General features: G+C 73.2%; 14 protein-coding genes. 6 read left to right on the top strand and 8 right to left on the bottom strand.

Annotated elements, in window-relative coordinates:
* Nucleotides 1–30 precede the first annotated feature (30 nt).
* On the top strand, nucleotides 31–864 hold the full coding sequence (locus NQ165_RS12285) for a tryptophan-rich sensory protein (protein ID WP_257533650.1): 834 nt from the start codon (nucleotides 31–33) through the stop codon (nucleotides 862–864).
* A 9-nt stretch (nucleotides 865–873) separates the two neighbouring features.
* Here NQ165_RS12285 and NQ165_RS12280 read toward each other — a convergent pair whose 3' ends face one another.
* Both NQ165_RS12280 and NQ165_RS12275 read right to left on the bottom strand, forming a co-directional pair.
* Nucleotides 874–1,599 carry a GMP synthase gene (locus tag NQ165_RS12280; protein ID WP_257533649.1) on the bottom strand — a complete coding sequence of 242 codons (726 nt, stop codon included), beginning with the start codon at nucleotides 1,597–1,599 and terminating at the stop codon, nucleotides 874–876.
* Between the two features lie 9 nt (nucleotides 1,600–1,608).
* The gene (locus NQ165_RS12275) at nucleotides 1,609–2,373 is read right to left on the bottom strand and encodes a LysR family substrate-binding domain-containing protein (RefSeq protein WP_257533648.1); all 765 of its coding nucleotides are present in this window, start codon (nucleotides 2,371–2,373) and stop codon (nucleotides 1,609–1,611) included.
* 34 nt (nucleotides 2,374–2,407) lie between these two features.
* Between NQ165_RS12275 and NQ165_RS12270 the strand changes: the two genes are divergently transcribed.
* Nucleotides 2,408–2,812 (top strand): DUF1304 domain-containing protein, encoded by a 405-nt coding sequence (locus NQ165_RS12270; protein ID WP_257533647.1) that lies wholly within the window; start codon nucleotides 2,408–2,410, stop codon nucleotides 2,810–2,812.
* A gap of 6 nt (nucleotides 2,813–2,818) precedes the next feature.
* On the opposite strand, the gene NQ165_RS12265 is transcribed toward NQ165_RS12270, so the two are convergent.
* Together NQ165_RS12265 and NQ165_RS12260 are read right to left on the bottom strand one after the other, a co-directional pair.
* Nucleotides 2,819–3,427 (bottom strand): thermonuclease family protein, encoded by a 609-nt coding sequence (locus NQ165_RS12265; protein WP_257533646.1) that lies wholly within the window; start codon nucleotides 3,425–3,427, stop codon nucleotides 2,819–2,821.
* Between the two features lie 77 nt (nucleotides 3,428–3,504).
* On the bottom strand, nucleotides 3,505–3,912 hold the full coding sequence (locus NQ165_RS12260; RefSeq protein ID WP_257533645.1) for a transferase: 408 nt from the start codon (nucleotides 3,910–3,912) through the stop codon (nucleotides 3,505–3,507).
* Nucleotides 3,913–4,008: 96 nt separating this feature from the next.
* On the opposite strand from NQ165_RS12260, the gene NQ165_RS12255 reads away from it, so the two are divergent.
* Nucleotides 4,009–4,641 carry a YitT family protein gene (locus NQ165_RS12255; protein ID WP_257533644.1) on the top strand — a complete coding sequence of 211 codons (633 nt, stop codon included), beginning with the start codon at nucleotides 4,009–4,011 and terminating at the stop codon, nucleotides 4,639–4,641.
* Nucleotides 4,642–4,662: 21 nt separating this feature from the next.
* Here NQ165_RS12255 and NQ165_RS12250 read toward each other — a convergent pair whose 3' ends face one another.
* Nucleotides 4,663–5,436, bottom strand: a complete 774-nt coding sequence (locus NQ165_RS12250) for a DNA-formamidopyrimidine glycosylase family protein (RefSeq protein WP_257533643.1) — start codon at nucleotides 5,434–5,436, stop codon at nucleotides 4,663–4,665.
* Nucleotides 5,429–10,270, bottom strand: a complete 4,842-nt coding sequence (locus NQ165_RS12245) for an ATP-dependent helicase (RefSeq protein ID WP_257533642.1) — start codon at nucleotides 10,268–10,270, stop codon at nucleotides 5,429–5,431. Before NQ165_RS12245 ends, NQ165_RS12250 begins: the two co-directional genes overlap by 8 nt.
* A 238-nt stretch (nucleotides 10,271–10,508) precedes the next feature.
* On the opposite strand from NQ165_RS12245, the gene NQ165_RS12240 reads away from it, so the two are divergent.
* On the top strand, nucleotides 10,509–10,922 hold the full coding sequence (locus NQ165_RS12240) for a GreA/GreB family elongation factor (protein ID WP_257533641.1): 414 nt from the start codon (nucleotides 10,509–10,511) through the stop codon (nucleotides 10,920–10,922).
* Nucleotides 10,923–10,924: 2 nt separating this feature from the next.
* Here the strand turns inward: NQ165_RS12240 and NQ165_RS12235 are convergent, their stop codons facing one another.
* Nucleotides 10,925–12,619, bottom strand: coding sequence for an ABC-F family ATP-binding cassette domain-containing protein (locus tag NQ165_RS12235; RefSeq protein WP_257533640.1), 1,695 nt, complete (start codon nucleotides 12,617–12,619; stop codon nucleotides 10,925–10,927).
* Between the two features lie 252 nt (nucleotides 12,620–12,871).
* On the opposite strand from NQ165_RS12235, the gene NQ165_RS12230 reads away from it, so the two are divergent.
* Nucleotides 12,872–13,249 (top strand): hypothetical protein, encoded by a 378-nt coding sequence (locus tag NQ165_RS12230; protein ID WP_257533639.1) that lies wholly within the window; start codon nucleotides 12,872–12,874, stop codon nucleotides 13,247–13,249.
* Here the strand turns inward: NQ165_RS12230 and NQ165_RS12225 are convergent.
* Nucleotides 13,234–13,899: an alpha/beta hydrolase gene (locus NQ165_RS12225; protein WP_257533638.1), complete on the bottom strand. Its 666-nt coding sequence runs from the start codon at nucleotides 13,897–13,899 to the stop codon at nucleotides 13,234–13,236. The genes NQ165_RS12230 and NQ165_RS12225 overlap by 16 nt on opposite strands.
* A gap of 50 nt (nucleotides 13,900–13,949) precedes the next feature.
* Between NQ165_RS12225 and NQ165_RS12220 the strand changes: the two genes are divergently transcribed.
* Nucleotides 13,950–14,618: an NUDIX hydrolase family protein gene (locus NQ165_RS12220; RefSeq protein WP_257533637.1), complete on the top strand. Its 669-nt coding sequence runs from the start codon at nucleotides 13,950–13,952 to the stop codon at nucleotides 14,616–14,618.
* Nucleotides 14,619–14,675: the final 57 nt, after the last annotated feature.

Here is a 14,675-nt window from a genome sequence, read left to right as displayed (position 1 = left end):
CCGGCGGCGATCGCCGCCTAGCGTGAGGGGATGAGCGCCACGACCACGACTCGTCCTCGGGCGGCGGAAGCCGAGGCCCGGCCCGCCGACCTCGTCCGCCAGATCGCCGTCATCAGCGCGGTGGTCTTCATGCTGATCTCCGCCGTCGTGGGGGTGGGCGTGCTGGGCGGTACGCCCGTGGAGGATGTGCAGGGCGGGTCGCTGGATTCGGACGCGTCGTATCTCGCCCCGGCCAGCCAGGCGTTCTCCATCTGGAGCGTCATCTACGTGCTCATGACCGCCTACGCGATCTGGCAGGCACTGCCGTCGCAGCGCGCCGACGCGCGCCAGCGGCTACTGGGCTGGTGGATCGCCCTCACCGCCGTGCTGAACGGACTGTGGCTGGTCGCCGCGCAGTTCGCCACCCTCCCGCTCACGGTGCTGGTCATCGTGCTGCTGCTGATCGCCCTCGCGTGGACCTTCCGCCTCGCGGTGTCGATGCCGCCGCGGGGCGTGCGCCAGGCGCTGTTCACCGACATCACGGTGGGACTGCACCTGGGATGGGTGGCGCTGGCCACGGTGGCGAACACCGCCGCGTGGCTCACCACGATCGCACCGGCGGAGTGGGAGCAGGCGGCGGAGCCGGTGGGCATCGCGGTGCTCATCGTCGTCGCGATCATCGGCGCGGGCATCGCGATCGCCAGCCGCGGCCGCATCGCCCCGGGCCTCGCGATGGGATGGGGACTGACGTGGATCGGCATCGGCCGGTTCGCCGATGAGCCGGTCAGCGATCCGATCGCCTTCGCCGCATGGGCCGCGGCCGCCGTGGTCGTGCTCACCCCCATCGTGGTGACGGCGGTGCACTTCTCCCGCAACCGCGCCTGACAGGCGGCGTCAGGCGCCGAATGCGCGTGCGAACTGCTGCAGCAGGCGCACCGGCTCGGTGAGGGAGGCCCGCACCACCCGCGCGGCGATGGCGTCGTAATCGTTCGCGGAGAAGTACCCGTCGTCGCGGTAGACCGCCATGCGCTCGGTGAACGCGCTCCCGGTGGGCTCGGGGTGGAACTGGGTGGCGTAGAGGGTGTCGCCGACGCGGTAGGCCTGCACCGGACAGGCGTCGTTCGTGGCGAGCAGCGTCGCACCGGGGGGCACGTCGCCCGACCCCTCCTTGTGCGCGGTGAGCGCCGTGAACTGCGCGGCGAGACCACCGAAGACGCGATCGGATGCTGCCGCGGGAGTGAGTCGGATGACACTGGGTCCGGTGTCCTCGGGGTAGGCCCTCGAGACCTCGCCGCCCAGCATGCGCGTGACGATCCCGATGCCGTAACAGGTGAACAGCGCCCCGGTGGCTGCGGAGGCGGCGCGCTCGGCGATGCGCTCGAGATCGCCTTCGACCCTCAGCTGCACGTCGGTCTTCGTCGAGCGCGGGTCGGTGACGTTGAAAGGGCTGCCGCCGACGACGAAGCCGGCGTACCGGTCGAAGGCGTCGGCGGGGAGCCCATCGCGCACGAGGTCGATGCGCTCGAGGTCGTCACGGCGCATCGCCGCGCGGAAGGAGGCGTACTCCCCGGCGGCGGCGCCCGCCTGCGGTCGCGCACACACGTACGCCAGCGTCACCATGCCGTGATCCTAGCCGCGGGACGAGTTCGCCGTACGACCGCGCACGATGCCGATGAACGTCTCGACGAGGGGCGTCGTCGCCTCCGTCGGCCAGGCGAGCGCCACCGGCGACGTCGGTCCATCCCGCAGCGGGCGGAAGGTGATGTCACGGCGGTGATGCAGTCGGGCGAGCGACATGGGAACGATCAGGATGCCGACGCCCGCCGCCACCGTCTCCACCGCCTCCGCGGTGTCGGTGGGCGCCGCGAACGAGGGCGGGACGGCCCCGGGCACCTTCGCGTCGACCACGGCGTCGTCGGGGACGATCAGCACCTCGCCGGCGAGGTCCTCGAGCGTCAGCTCCTCGGCGGCGGTGAGGTGCGAGTCAACGGAGCAGACGACGACGGGCTGCTCATCGTAGAGGGGGATGGCCGAGAGCCCGACGGCATCGATCGGCGTGCGCACCAGGGCGGCGTCGACCTCGCCCGAGGTGAGGGCCTCGCGCTGCCCGGCCACCGTCAACGGCACGAGCTCCAGCGGGTTGCGCGGCATCCGCTGCGTCCAGAGGTCGATCCACTTGCCGGGGGTGGCGCCGGGGATCGCGCCGAGGCGGAACGGGCCGGGCGCCACGGCCGCCTCGGGGGAGGGCTCGGCGCGCGGCGCCGCAGGGCGTTGCGGCCGGTGCGCGCCCTTCGCCGCCTTGCCGGCCTGCGCGGCCTTCGCGCCCTTGCCGGCGGGCCGTGCGGCGGGCCGGCGGGGGGTGCCGTGGGATCGTCCGCTGCCGCCTCGTGCCATTACAGAAGCGTAGCCCGCGCGCTAGGGTCACGGCATGGCGATCGCAGGAATCGTGGTGGCGGCGCTGGCGGCGGTGCTGCACGTGGTGATCTTCACGATGGAGAGCGTCCTGTGGACGCGCCCGCCTGTGTGGCAGCGCTTCGGAGTGGCAGACCAGGCGGCAGCGGAGACGACGCGGTCGATGGCCTACAACCAGGGCTTCTACAACCTCTTCCTGGCGGTGGGGGCGGCGCTGGGGGCGGTGCTGTACGGCGCCGCAGGCGCGGGTGGGGACACGCCGATGGCCGTCGCCGGTTACACGCTCATGCTTTTCAGCCTCGGTTCGATGCTCGCCGCCGCTGTCGTGCTCGTCACGACGGGGGCACGCTACCTCCGTCCGGCCGCCGTGCAGGGCACCCTGCCGCTGATCGGCATCGTGCTGCTGCTCGTGGCGCGCTGAGGGGCCTCAGCCGCACGCCCCCCACATCCCGGTGCCCGCCTGCTGGGCGGCGGCGACCGAGGCGGCCAGCGTGGCCGCGTGCGTGGTGTTCGGGGCGATGCTCAGCGTGTCCGCGGCGCCGGCCGCGGCCAGTTCGAGGTTCACGAATCGCCCGTCCGGAGTCCACAGGTAGCGCAGCAGCCGGTCGTACCGGTCGCGGTCCTCCACATCGGGGGCCGCCCAGACGGTGGAGCCCGGCGGGATGAGCGCCGCGAGGGCATCGGTGGCCTCGGGCGCCCAGCACTGCGTGGGATCCATCTCCGGGGTGTCGATGCCGATGAGGCGGATGCGCAGTGACTCGCCGTCGCCACCGGGTGCGACGGCGCGGATGGTGTCGCCGTCGACGATGCGCTCGACCGTGAGCGCGACGGCGTCGGCGGGCAACGGCACCGCCACCGGGGCGGCCTCGACAGGAGCGACATCGCGGGGCTCGGGCACCCCGACGAGGGCATCGGACGGCCTCGGCGTCAGCGAGTCTGCTCGGTCCTCCGGCTCGGCGAACTGTTGCCAGAGGCCGAAGACCAGGGCGAACACCACGAGCATCGCCGCCATCGTGGTGAGGATGATGCGGGTCACGTCGCGAGCCTATCGGCGGCGGCGGATGCCGCGTGACCGGCGCCGGCGAGGCTCAGCGGCCAGGCCGGGCGCCCGGGCTAGGCCGCGAGACGCAGCCCGCGACGGTCGGTGGCGACCCTCTCGCCGTCGCCGACGATCTCGCCGTCGCCGATGAGCGACCCGGTGACCACCTGCGCGTGAGCGCCGACAGAGGTGCGGATGCCGATCTTCGCGCCCGCACCGATCGCGGCTCCCGAGCCCACGTGGGCCAGTTCTGCGATCTCGACGTTCGGGCCGATGACGGCGTCGGGTTCGATCCACGCACCGCGACGGATGCGCACACCCGCGCCGACTTCGCAGCCGGGCTCGACGTACGCTCCTGCTTCGACGAGCGCCGTCGCGTCCACCTTCGCCCCGTGCGCGATCAGCCCGCGCCCATTGACGTGCTTGCGGTAGCGCAGCGTCTCGCCGCGGTCGTTCTCGATGTCGACGTAGTTCTTTCCCACAGTCCCCTCCTGCAGCGCCTGTTGGCGCCGGACTTGGAATAACGCCGATCCAGAGGGATTCATTCCCGCACATGGACATCCTGCGAGGATGGGGGTGTGACTGAGACCGGGCCCTCGCTGGTGTTCGACCGCACGCAGGTGGTGCACAGCGTGCCCGAGGACATTCTGGGCATGCTGACCGGCACTTTCACGGCATCCTTCGGGCTGTTCCTGCTCAACGCCTCCGAGGCGGTGACGGGCGGCACGGCGGGCCTGTCCCTGCTGCTGGGCTTCGCCACCGCATGGCCGTTCTGGCTGCTGTTCGCCGTGATCAATCTGCCGTTCGCGGTGCTGGCGATCTGGAAGAAGGGGTGGCGGTTCACCCTGCGTACGGTCGTCGCGATCGCGCTCGTGTCGGGGTTCTCCGTCGTGCATGAGGCGTTCTTCGCGATCGCGGAGCTGAACCCGGTCTACGGCACGCTGGCCGGCAACCTCATGTGCGGCATCGGGCTGCTCATCGTCTTCCGCCACGGCGGGAGCCTGGGCGGGTTCAACATCGTCGCCCTCGTCGTGCAGGACGCCACGGGCTTCCGTGCCGGCTGGACGCTCATGGTCTTCGACGTGCTCGTCGTGCTGTCCGCACTGCTGGTGGTGCCGTGGCCGAACGTCGTGCTCAGCGCGCTCGGTGCGGTGCTGCTGAACCTCGTCCTGGCGCTCAACCACCGTCCCGGGCGGTACATCGGTCGATGACGACGGCGGGCGCGCGGCCCGTCAGTGCTGGCAGACCGGACACCAGAACACGTTGCGATCCGAGGTGGGCCGCGCGCCGAGCGAGCTCGAGCGCACGAGGGTGCCGCACCGGCGGCAGGGTTTGCCGTCGCGGCCGTAGACCCACATTCCCTGCCCCGGGCGCGCATCGCCGGTGAACACCCGCCGCGATCGATCGCGGTTGGTGCGGATCATGCGTGCGCCGGTGTCGATCACCCCGGCGACGTCGACCGTCGAGGCGGGGGTGTCGGGCAGGATGCCGCGGACGAACAGCACCTCGTTGGCGTACACGTTGCCGAAGCCGGCGACGTTGCGCTGATCCAGCAGCGCGACGTGCACGGCCCTGTCGTCCGCCGCGAGACGGCGCGCGGCTTCGGCGGCGTCCCAGTGATCGCTGAGCGGATCAGGCCCGAGGTGGCCGACGACCCTGTCCTCGGCGGAGGTCGGCAGCACCTCGACCATCGCCAGGTCGAAGCCGACGGCATCCGCCTCGGCGGTGCCGACGATCGCCCGCGCGGTGTACCCGGGGCGGCGCCACCGGCCGTCGGGGGAGTAGACGTGCCACTCGCCCTCCATCTTCAGGTGGGAGTGGAGGCTCATGGCGCCCGCCCGCAGCAGCAGGTGCTTGCCGCGGGCGACGACGTCGTGCACCGTCTCACCGCGCAGATCCGCGGTGGCGCTGCCGGGCACCCGGATGTCGAACCGCGTGATGACCCCGCCGGCGAGGGCGTCGTTCAGGCGCCGGGCGGTGCGGAAGACGGTGTCGCCCTCAGGCATCCGTCGCCCCGCGTGCGCCCGTCGGCGCCGTGCCGTGCGGGGAGCGCAGCGCCGTGCCCGCCGTGACCTTGCGCAGGGTCAGCCCGCGCGTCGCCTCGACGAAGCCGGCGGTCCGGAGGGCGCGGCCGACCGCGGTGCCGTAGACGAACTCGCCGTTGACCTGCTCGATCGTCAGGGTGTCCAGCCGCCGCGCGCGCGCCGTGGCGACGAGGTCGGCGGCCGCGGCGGAGAGCGCGGCCTCGTCGTCGGTGAACGCCAGCGCCGATCGGCCGCCGCGCTCGAGGTAGAGAGTGAGGGTGCCGTCGACGAGCACCACGAGACCCCCCGCCTTGCGGCCGGGGCGGTGGGAGACGCCGTCCAGCGCCGGCCAGCCCAGCGCCGCGCCGTACGGGTTGGCCGGGTCGGTGGCCGCGAGGGTCACCGCGCGCAGCGGCGGCGGGTCGGCGACGCCGGCGAACTCGCGCAGCCGGTCGACGGTCGCCGAGGCCGCGAACTGGGCGGCGCCGAGCTTCTCGATGACGTAGCCGCGGCGGCAGTGTCCGGCCTCTTCGAAACCGGCGAGCACCCGGTAGGTCTGGGCGAAGCCGCCGGGGACGCCCTCGGACTGCACGCTGCCGCGGGTGACGACGCCGTAGCGGTCCAGCAGCAGGCTCGCCGTCGCCGTCGCCCGGGCGGAGGCGTCGGATTCGGGCGAGGGCAGCAGCGACCACCGGCCGCCGAGCGCGGGAGGGCGGGGCGGGGCGGCGCCGGTCGGACGCGGCAGCGCCGTTCCCCGGTACAGCCGCGCCCGGGGGGTGCGTCGCGCGGTGCGGTGGGCCTGCGAGCCGCCGGCGAGGAGCGTGCGCACCGGGGCGAACGTGTCGTTGGTGATGCGGCCCTGCCAGGTGAGGTTCCACAGCGCCTCGATGACGGACTGCTCGTTCTCGGCATCCGCCAGCTGGCGCAGCTGCGCCGCGAAGTACGCGCCCCCGCCGGCGAGGGCGGCGACGATGCGGGCTTCGAGGCCGTCCGCGCCGGACTCCCGGGCTTCGGCGAGGTCGTCGTCGGGAGCGGCGAGGGTCAGGGGCGCGGCGTCGGCCACATGCAGGGCGATCCACCCGTCGCGGCCGGGGAGCGAGCCGTGCCCCGACCACAGCACCTCGCCGGTGGCGGTGAGTTCGTCGAGCATGCCCGGCGCGTAGTCGCGCACGCGCGACGGCAGCACGAGCGATTCCCACGCGCTGGCGGGGATCGGCACCCCGGCCAGCTGCTCGATCACGGCCACGACCCCGTCGATGCCCTCCAGCGGCCGGGTGACGTGCTGCCACACCGGCAGAAAGCGGGCGTACGCCTCGGGGGAGACCGGCTCGACGCTGCCCCGGATCGCCGCGAGCGAGCGCATGCGCAGGCGCCGCAGCACCTCGCTGTCGCACCACTCGCCCTCGTCGGCGGCGCCGGTCGACATCGTCTCGGGGAGGAAGAACCCGGCCGACACCCGCCCCTGGGATTCCAGCCGCTGCAGCGCCTGACGCGCCACCGCGGGGCCGAGGCCCAGGCGCGCGGCCACGGCCGACGCGCGGAACGGGCCGTGCGTGCGCGCATGCCGGGCGACGAGGTCGGCCAGCGGGTCGGCGATCGGTTCGAGGAACGCGGTGGGAAGCCCCACCGGCAGGGCGGTGCCGAGGGCGTCGCGCAGGCGCGCGGCATCCTCGATCGCCGCGACGCGCTCCACCCCGCCGACGGTCACGCGGATGGCGCGTCGTGCCGTCACCAGGGTGTCGAGGTGGGCGGTGGCGGCGGCCAGGCGCCCTTCGTCGGCGTCGGTGCCTCCGGCCGCATCGGGGTCGGTCTCGGTGTCGAGCCGGGCGGCGACCTCGCCGGCGTCCAGGGGCCCGAGCAGGCGCAGCAGGTCGGCGACGCCCTCGACGCCCCGCACGTGGCGCTCCGGGTCGAGCCGCTGCACCTCCCGTTCGAACTGCGCGATGACCTCGGGATCGAGCAGCTCGCGCATCTCGACCTTGCCCAGCAGCTCCGCCAGCAGCGCCGGGTCGACCGAGAGCGCGGCGGCGCGTCGTTCGGCGAGGGGCGAGTCGCCCTCGTACATGAAGGCGCCCACGTAGCCGAACAGCAGGTCCCGCGCATAGGGCGAGGGCTGGGCGGGATCGGTCTCGACGAGGCGGATGCGGCGGTCGCCGATCGACCGCGCGATGCGCAGCAGGGCGGGGAGGTCGTAGACGTCCTGCAGCACCTCGCGGAGCGTCTCGAGGATGATCGGGAAGGTCGGATGCCGCCGGGCGACCTCCAGCAGCTGCGCCGAGCGCTGGCGCTGCTGCCAGAGCGGCGCGCGCTTGTTGGGGTTCAGCCGCGGCAGCAGCAGCGCCCGGGCGGCGCACTCGCGGAACCGGGACGCGAAGAGAGCCGATCCGCCCACCTCGTCGGTGACGATCTGCTCCAGCTCCTCGGGGTCGAAGACGAACAGGTCGGCGCCCGGCGGCTCGGCAGCGGCGTCCGGGACGCGGGCGATGATGCCGTCGTCGCTCGCCACGGCGGCACCCTCGACCCCCAGCCGCTCGCGGATGCGGGCGTTGACCGCCAGCGCCCACGGCGCATGGACGTGCATGCCGTAGGGGGAATGCAGGATGATGCGCCAGTCGCCGACCTCATCGCGGCCGCGTTCCACGGTGAGCGTGCGGTCGGTGGGAAGGCTCCCCGTCGCCTCGCGCTGCTCGGCGAGGTAGCCGAGCAGGTTGACGATGGCGTTGTCATCGAGCCCCGAATCGGTGAGCCGTGCGACGGCCTTCTCATGCGGGGCGGTGGAGACCTCGCGCGCGAACCGGCCGAGAGCCTCGCCCAGCTCCGCGGGACGCCCCAATCCGTCGCCGTGCCAGAAGGGGAGCTTGCCCGGCTGGCCGAACGCCGGGACCACGTTGACCCGGTCATGGGTGATCTCCACGATGCGCCAGCTGGTCGTGCCGAGCGTGAACACGTCGTTGACGCGCGACTCGTAGACCATCTCCTCGTCGAGCTCGCCGACACGGGCGTTGCGCGCCTCGCCGGCGACGAAGACGCCGAACAGGCCGCGGTCGGGGATGGTGCCGCCGCTGGTCACCGCGATGCGCTGGGCGCCGGGCCGGCCGGTCAGGGTGCCCTGATCGCGGTCCCACACGATGCGGGGCCGCAGCTCGGCGAACTCGTCGGAGGGGAACCGGCCCGCCAGCAGGTCGAGCGTCGCTTCGTAGGCGGACCGCGGGAGGGTGCGGAACGGGGCGCTGCGCCGCAGCGTCTCGAACCATCCCTCCACGTCGATCGGTCCGGTGGCGCACGCGGCGACCGTCTGCTGCGCGAGGATGTCGAGCGGGTTCTGCGGCACGGCGATCGCCTCGATCTGCCCCGCCAGCATCCGCTCGGTCACCACGGCCGTGTGCAGCACGTCGCTGCGGTGCTTGGGGAAGAGGGCCGCCCGGCTCACCTCGCCCACCTGGTGGCCGGCGCGTCCCACGCGTTGCAGACCGGATGCCGCCGACGGCGGCGCCTCGACCTGGATCACCAGGTCCACGGCCCCCATGTCGATGCCGAGTTCAAGCGAGCTGGTCGCCACGACGCAGCGCAGCACCCCCGATTTCAGCTCGTCCTCGACGAGCGCCCGCTGCTCCTTGGAGACCGAGCCGTGGTGGGCCTTCGCGAGCACGGGCTCCACCCCGGCGGTGGAGCCCGCCTGCGCCATCAGCTGCGCGGGCACGGTCGGTGCGGGCGGCTCCAGCCCGAGTCGCTCGGCGTAGATCTCGTTGAGTCGGCCGGTGAGGCGCTCGGCGAGGCGCCGGGAGTTCGCGAAGACGATCGTCGAGCGGTGGGCCAGGATGCGATCGACGATCGCCTCTTCGACGTGGGGCCAGACCGATCCGGTCGCCTCGGTCGATTCCCCGGCCGGGCGCGGCCGGGATGAGGGGGTGAACCAGTCGCCGTCGCCGTCACCGGCTGCGGCGTCGCCACCGGGGGCAGCGGGATCCGCCTCGGCCGATCCGGGAGGGGGCGGTGGGTTCAGCATGTCGTCGACGGGCACCACGACGCGCAGGTCGAACGCCTTCGTCGCCCGCGGCGCGACGATCTCCACCGGGGCGGCGCCGCCCAGGAAGCGGGCGACCTCGTCGATCGGCCGCACCGTGGCCGACAGGCCGATGCGCTGGGCGGGGGCGAGGGTCTCGGGGGCGTCGGCGTGCTCACGGCGGAGGGCCTCGAGCCGCTCGAGGCTCACGGCGAGGTGGGCGCCGCGCTTGGTGGCGGCGACGGCGTGCACCTCGTCGACGATGACCGTGTGCACATTTCGCAGCGTCAGGCCGGCCTGACTGGTGAGCATGAGGTACAGCGATTCGGGGGTCGTGATGAGGATGTCCGGCGGGTCGGCCACCAGTTTGCGGCGGTCGGCGCTCGGGGTGTCGCCGGAGCGCACGCCGACCGTCACCTCGGGGACGGTGATGCCCAGCCGTCGGGCCGACTGGCCGATGCCCACGAGAGGGGAGCGCAGGTTGCGCTCGACATCGACGCCGAGGGCCTTCAGAGGCGAGACGTACAGCACGCTGGTGCCGGGCGACGGCTCGCGGCGACGGCGCGCCGGCTTCTTCGCGGGGGCGGCGTCGGGCGCGGCGTCCGCCGGCGCCGGCTTCTCGTGGAAGATGCGGTCGATGGCCCAGAGGAATGCCGAGAGCGTCTTGCCCGAACCCGTCGGGGCGACCACCAGGGCGTGCTTGCCGTGGGAGATGGCATCCCAGGCGCCGACCTGCGCGTCGGTCGGTCGGGGGAAGGCGCTGTGGAACCAGTCCTGCGTGGCAGGACCGAACCGCGCGAGCACGTCGTCCACCCTCTTATCCTCCCCCCAGTCGCCGACACCCGGGCAGGCCACGCGGTGCGTCCGCCCCGAACCGCGAGCCCTCATGGTGTGCACGAGCCCACGCGCAGCACCCGCGCGGGACGTGTGGGCCGGTAGGGAGGATGTGGGTTCGCGACGCCGCAGGACCGCCGCCCCCGCCGCGCGTTGGCCTTCCGCGCCGCAGGGCGATAGGCTGGAAGATCTTTGCCACGGGCGGGAAGGGGCAGTCATGTCAGATCAGAAGGACACCGTGTGGATGACGGCGGCGACGCTGGCGTCGCTGGAAGCCGAGCTCGAAGAGCTGGGCCGCCGCGCCGACGCCGACGCCGACCGGCTGCGCGAGATCGAACTGCGTGACCTGATCCGCCGCGCCGAGGTCGGCGCCAAGCCCGATGACGGACTCGTCGAGCCCGGCATGACGGTGACGGTGCGGTTCACGCGCGACGGCTCGGAGGAGACGTTCCTCCTCGGCAGCCGCGAGCTGGTGAAGCAGGGCGGCCAGGTCGACCTCGACGTGTACTCCCCGTCGTCGCCGCTCGGAGCGGCCATCACCGGCCGCTCTGTGGGGGAGACGGTGAGCTTCGCCGCGCCGAACGGCTCGACCCTCGAGGTCGCCGTCGTCTCGGCCGTTCCCTTCGGCTGATCTCACCCGCGCTCGGACATCGTGCCGTCGGCGGCGAGGTGCAGCACCAGGTCGGGGCGGAGCCTGGCGAGGAACGCGTCGTCGTGGCTGACCACGAGCACGGCGCCGCGGTAGGCGCCCAGCGCCACCACGAGCGCATCGACGGTGTCGAGGTCGAGGTTGTTCGTCGGCTCGTCCAGGATCAGCAGCTGCGGTGGCGGCTCGGTCAGCAGCAGTCTGGCCAGGGCGACCCGAAAGCGCTCGCCGCCTGACAGGCTCGCCACCGGGCGGTCAACGGTCGCTCCGCGGATGAGGAACCTGGCCAGCCGGTTGCGCAGGTCGGCGGGAACAGCGTCCGGCGCCGCGGCCCGCACGTTGTCGATCACCGACGCGGCCTCGTCGAGCCCGTCGATGCGCTGCGGCAGGTAGCCGATGCGGTCGGTGTGCGCCTCGGCGCGTGCACAACGTCGCCAGAACGGCGCAGTGCGGCCAGATGCGGGCGGTCCGGCCGCGTCCCGGCCCGGATCGGCGACGTCGTGCACGCCGCCCGCGCCACGACCGGGCGCGTCTTCCGCCACCAGTCGCTCCAGCAGGGTCGTCTTGCCGGCGCCGTTCGGCCCCACCAGCGCGGTGCGCTCGGGCCCCTGCAGCACCCAGGCGCGCTCGCCGTCGCCGAGGGTGGCGATCCGGCGGGCGGCAGGCACGCCGGGGTCGGGGAGGTCGATGCGCACCGGCTCGTCGTCGCGCACCCGTCGCTCTGCGGCGTCCCATGCCGCACGCGCGTCGGACTCCCGCTCGGCGACCATCCCGCGCAGACGCCCCGCCGAGACCTGCGCGGCCGAGTGGCGGTTGCCGGAGACGATGCCGGGCACGCGCTTCTCGCGCTGCGCCTTGCGTCCCATCGCGGCACGCGAGGCGAGGGTCGTTTCGGCGGCGATGCGGTCGCGCTTCTCCCGGCGGACGCTCTGCGCGGCGGCCCGCTCGGCCTGCCGCGCGGAGGTCTGCTCGCGCTCGATCGCCTCGCGCCACACCGAGTAGGGGCCTCCGAAGGTCGACAGGGTGTGGGCGTAGAGCTCGGCGGTGTCGTCCATCGTCTCCAGCAGGGCAGCGTCGTGGCTCACCACGATCAGCGCACCGGGCCAGTCGCGCACCATCGCCGTCAGCCGTGCCCGCGCCTCCCGGTCGAGGTTGTTCGTCGGCTCGTCCAGCAGGGTGACTGCAGCGCGCTGACGGCGGAGGCCGGCCACCGCCGTCAGCACCGCCTCGCCGCCGGAGATCTCGCCGACCCGCCTGTCCAGCGCGTCCGGTGGCAGCCCGGCGTCGGCCAGGGCGGCGACGGCGCGGGACTCGACGTCCCAGTCGTCGCGGACGGCGTCGAAGTGAGCGGGGTCGGCATCGCCGGATTCGATGGCCCGCAGCGCCCGCAGTGTGGGACCCATGCCCAGAAGATCGGCCACGGGGTGGTCGACGGACAGCGTGAGCGTCTGGGGCAGGCGGGCGACGTCGCCGGTCACGGCGAGCTGACCGCCCGTGGGGGCGACGTCGCCGGCGATCAGCCGCAGCAGTGTGGACTTGCCCGCGCCGTTGCGGCCGACGAGTCCGGTGCGTCCGGCGCCGAACGCACCGGACACCTCGGTGAGCGCGGGTGTGCCGTCCGGCCAGGCGAACGAGACGCGGTCCAGGACGACCGACGGGGTGGGGGGAGTGGGAATGGGCATGAGCGTCCTTCGTGTGTCGGCCCTGTGGATGCAGGGGTGCGCTGACACGAAGGGCGCGGTCACGGCGGGCGAGGAATCGGGCCGGAGGCGACGGGATCGACGGGTCAGCGCAGGGATGCGCCTCCGCGTCGAAGGATCGACGGTCAGCGCGTGTGCTGCGCGGCCACGATCTTCGTCATTTCATTCCTCACGTCCGGGACGAGGTCGTCGACAGCATAGCCCTGCGGTCGAAGGCGGGCTACTCTGCCCGGCATGGACGGCGGGCGGGGCAGGGAGGCATGGGCGACGGCGGGCGCCTGGGCGTTCGGGCTGCTGCTCGGCGCCGTCATCGGCACCGCGATGGGCGCGATTCTGAGCAACGTGGCGCTCGGCATCGGGCTGGGTGTGGCCTTCGCGCTCGTGTTCGCGGTCGCGTTCCAGCCATCGGTGGACCTCGACCCCGACGAGGTGCCGACGGCCGGTGGCCGCTCCGTCACGGCGGCCGCGGCTACCGCGGCGGCCCCGGCGGATGCGCCGGCACCCCCACCCGACGAGCGCCTCATCGCGGGCGACCCGCATGTGATCGACGGGGACGGTGCCGGTTCGGATGCCGGGCAGGATGCCGGCCCCGACCGTTACGACGGGGATTGAGCGGCGGCCTCGAGGCGCTTGCGCAGGAACGTCACGACGTCGTCGAGTTCCTCCTGGGAAACACTGTGGGCAAGGCCCGTGTAGACCCGGCCGCTCAAGTCGACGTGTTCGGGGAGCCATTGCACCGTGTGCTCGATCTGGGCGAGCGGGATCACATCGTCATGCGTGCCGCGGCCCCAGAACACGGGCGGTCGCAGCTCCGCGAGGTGCGCGTCGCCCGGCAGCGCACCGGGGGCCACATAGCCGCTCAGGTTCACCGCGAACGACACGAGGTCCGGCTGCAGCCGCATCGCCTGCAGCGCGACCGACGCACCCTGCGAGAACCCGAGGAGTCCGACGGATGCAGCATCCGTTTCGGCATCCAGCCATTGCACGAGCCGCTCCGCGGCCGCCGTGACGTCTTCGGGCCGTCGGCTCTGGAGCCCCTCGATCGGATACCAGGAGTACCCGGGCGTCGGGAACGGCGGCAGCAGCGGCGCACGCACGGCCGCCACCACGAAGTCGGCCGGCAGGTGCGGTGCGAAGGCGAACAGATCGTGCTCGTCGGCGCCGTACCCGTGCAGCATCACCAGCAGCGGCCGCCCCGCTCTCTCGGCGGGCGGCGCCGACCAGCGCACGGCATCGGGATCGAGGGCGGGAACGGCGACCATGCCTCCATCCTGACAGGACGCACCGACACCGGGAGGGTATACATAAGTGCATGGCCGTCCGTACCCCCGACCCCGAACCCGGCGACCGCGACGACGACGACTCGCCGCGCGATCCCCTCCGCCCCGGCGGTGCGCCCTACGACCGCCCCGGTCACCCGCTCGGCGGCAGCAGCTTCGGGTCGCCCGTCTCGGGCTCGGCGCAGAATCCCGGGTGGCTCACCGAGGTGGAGCTGGCCGAGGCCCGCCGCCGCCTGCCCATGCTCTACGTCGAGGCCGTGCCCGTGCGCACCGACGGCGTGGGTGCGGTGACCGAGGTCGGCATCCTGCTGCGTGCCACCCCGCTGGGGGAGATCACCCGCACCATCGTCTCGGGACGCGTGCGCTACGGCGAGACGGTGCGCGATGCCCTCTTCCGCCACGTCGAGAACGACCTGGGTCCGATGGCCTTTCCCCTGCTGCCGCCCCAGCCTGTGCCGTTCACGGTGGCCGAGTACTTCCCGATCCCCGGCGTCAGCGCGTTCCACGACGACCGCCAGCATGCGGTTTCGCTGGCCTTCGTGGTGCCGGTCTCGGGCACCTGCGAACCGCGGCAGGACGCCCTCGAAGTCACCTGGATGACCCCGGAGGAGGCATCCAGTGACGCGCTGTCGGCGGAGATGGAAGGCGGCAGGGGCACGCTCGTGCGTCTCGCCCTGGCCTCGGTGGGCGCCCTGCGCTGAAGCGGATGCCGCCTCGCGGGTTCCCGTCTGATCCAATTTCCAATAGGATCGGCGCAT

The sequence above is a fragment of the Microbacterium sp. zg.Y1084 genome (assembly GCF_024623595.1).
Classification (GTDB): Bacteria; Actinomycetota; Actinomycetes; order Actinomycetales; family Microbacteriaceae; genus Microbacterium; species Microbacterium wangruii.
The sequence above is the reverse complement of the archived record's forward strand: the minus strand, read 5'-3'. Positions and strand labels throughout refer to the sequence as shown.

Excerpts from the sequence above, each read along its gene's own strand:
- NQ165_RS12285 (WP_257533650.1), top strand. The coding sequence starts at position 31 with ATGAGCGCCACGACCACGACTCGTCCTCGGGCGGCGGAAGCCGAGGCC.
- NQ165_RS12280 (WP_257533649.1), bottom strand. The coding sequence starts at position 1,599 with ATGGTGACGCTGGCGTACGTGTGTGCGCGACCGCAGGCGGGCGCCGCC.
- NQ165_RS12275 (WP_257533648.1), bottom strand. The coding sequence starts at position 2,373 with ATGGCACGAGGCGGCAGCGGACGATCCCACGGCACCCCCCGCCGGCCC.
- NQ165_RS12270 (WP_257533647.1), top strand. The coding sequence starts at position 2,408 with ATGGCGATCGCAGGAATCGTGGTGGCGGCGCTGGCGGCGGTGCTGCAC.
- NQ165_RS12250 (WP_257533643.1), bottom strand. The coding sequence starts at position 5,436 with ATGCCTGAGGGCGACACCGTCTTCCGCACCGCCCGGCGCCTGAACGAC.
- NQ165_RS12240 (WP_257533641.1), top strand. The coding sequence starts at position 10,509 with ATGTCAGATCAGAAGGACACCGTGTGGATGACGGCGGCGACGCTGGCG.
- NQ165_RS12235 (WP_257533640.1), bottom strand. The coding sequence starts at position 12,619 with ATGCCCATTCCCACTCCCCCCACCCCGTCGGTCGTCCTGGACCGCGTC.
- NQ165_RS12230 (WP_257533639.1), top strand. The coding sequence starts at position 12,872 with ATGGACGGCGGGCGGGGCAGGGAGGCATGGGCGACGGCGGGCGCCTGG.
- NQ165_RS12225 (WP_257533638.1), bottom strand. The coding sequence starts at position 13,899 with ATGGTCGCCGTTCCCGCCCTCGATCCCGATGCCGTGCGCTGGTCGGCG.
- NQ165_RS12220 (WP_257533637.1), top strand. The coding sequence starts at position 13,950 with ATGGCCGTCCGTACCCCCGACCCCGAACCCGGCGACCGCGACGACGAC.